The 1,314-nt window shown below is 67.7% G+C and carries 2 protein-coding genes; both read left to right on the top strand.

All coding sequences use genetic code 11. The features are described from left to right. Positions 1 to 33 precede the first annotated feature (33 nt). Entirely contained in the window at positions 34 to 336 is a 303-nt protein-coding gene (locus tag AC3WRM_RS18390) for a transposase (protein ID WP_206051929.1), read from the top strand. Between the two features lie 2 nt (positions 337 to 338). Next, entirely contained in the window at positions 339 to 1,283 is a 945-nt protein-coding gene (locus AC3WRM_RS18385) for an IS3 family transposase (RefSeq protein ID WP_492249998.1), read from the top strand. The last annotated feature ends 31 nt before the right edge of the window (positions 1,284 to 1,314 follow it).

Raw genomic sequence — 1,314 nt, 5'->3', positions numbered from 1 at the left:
TGAGGTTCCCCCCGGACCGTAGAGGCATCGACAATGAGGATCGAGATGCCAGAGAAGCGGAAGAAGTACGACCGGGAGTTCCGTGAGGGAGCTGTCCGGATCGTCGAAGAGACCAACAAGCCGATCGCGCAGGTCGCTCGTGACCTCGGCGTGAACGAGGGCACCCTGGGCAACTGGGTCGCTCGTGCACGCGAGGCCGCCGAGGGCACCCGGGGGCTGTCGAAGGACGACGTCGAAGAGCTCAAGCGGCTCCGTGCCGAAGTCGCCGAGCTCCGGATGGAGCGTGATGTCCTCAAGCGATCCGTGGTCCTGTGGGTCAAGGAGGCGACGAAGTGAGCGTGGCACGCTTCATCGCCGACCAGAGGACCACCTACCGCGTGCCACACACGGTCGTCTGTGCCCTGCTCGGGGTCAGCCTGGCGTGGTTCTACAAGTGGCTCGGACGGGCCGAGAGCCCCGGCGCGGCCAACGGGCTGCACACGACGCGGGACCGGCGCCGCGACACGGTCGATCGTGCCGTGCGGGTTGCGTTCGGCAAGGCCCGGGGGCTGCACGGTTCGCCGCGGTTGGTCCACGACCTGCGTGATGCGGGCTGGACGGTGTCGGAGAAGACGGTCGCTGACTCGATGCGCCGACAGGGCTTGGTGGCCCGGCGGATCAGGCGCAGGAACGGGCTGACCCGGCAGGACAAGACGGCGCCGAAGTTCCCCGATCTGCTCAAGCGGGACTTCACCGCCCCCCGGCCGAATGCCCGCTGGGTCGGCGACATGGCAGAGATCGCGACCGCGGCCGGGAAGCTGTACCTGGCGACGGTGATCGACCTGTACTCCCGTCGTCTCCTGGGTGCCGCGACGTCGCTGCATCCAGACGCCGAGCTGGCCTGCGCGGCGATCAAGATGGCTGTCGCGAGCCGCGGCGGCGTGAACGCGGTCAACGGCCCGGACTGGTGCGAGGACGAGAGCAAGCGGGTCATCTTCCACACCGATAGGGGCTCGACCTACACGGCGAACTCGTTCACCAAGCTCTGCCGCCAGCTTGGCATCCGGCAGTCGATGGGCCGGGTCGGGTCGTGCTTCGACAACGCCGCAGCCGAGGCGTTCTTCTCGAGCCTGGAGTGGGAGGTCCTCTCACGCCACGAGTTCACCAACACCGGCCAGGCCCAGACGGTCGTGCTGGACTGGTGCTACGGGTTCTACAACCACGAACGCCGGCACAGCTCGGCGGGCATGATGAGCCCGGTCAACTACGAGGACACAGCGGCCCCCGACCGGGAAGCCGCATAGAGAAGCCCTCCACGATTCGGGGGGAACCACA

Source organism: Aeromicrobium sp. EU05-FHT14F07 (assembly GCF_058790455.1).
This window is presented reverse-complemented; position numbering and strand designations above follow the sequence as displayed.

Bases quoted from the DNA above. Each gene is read 5' to 3' on its own strand.
- AC3WRM_RS18390 (WP_206051929.1), top strand. From the start codon at position 34: ATGAGGATCGAGATGCCAGAGAAGCGGAAGAAGTACGACCGGGAGTTC.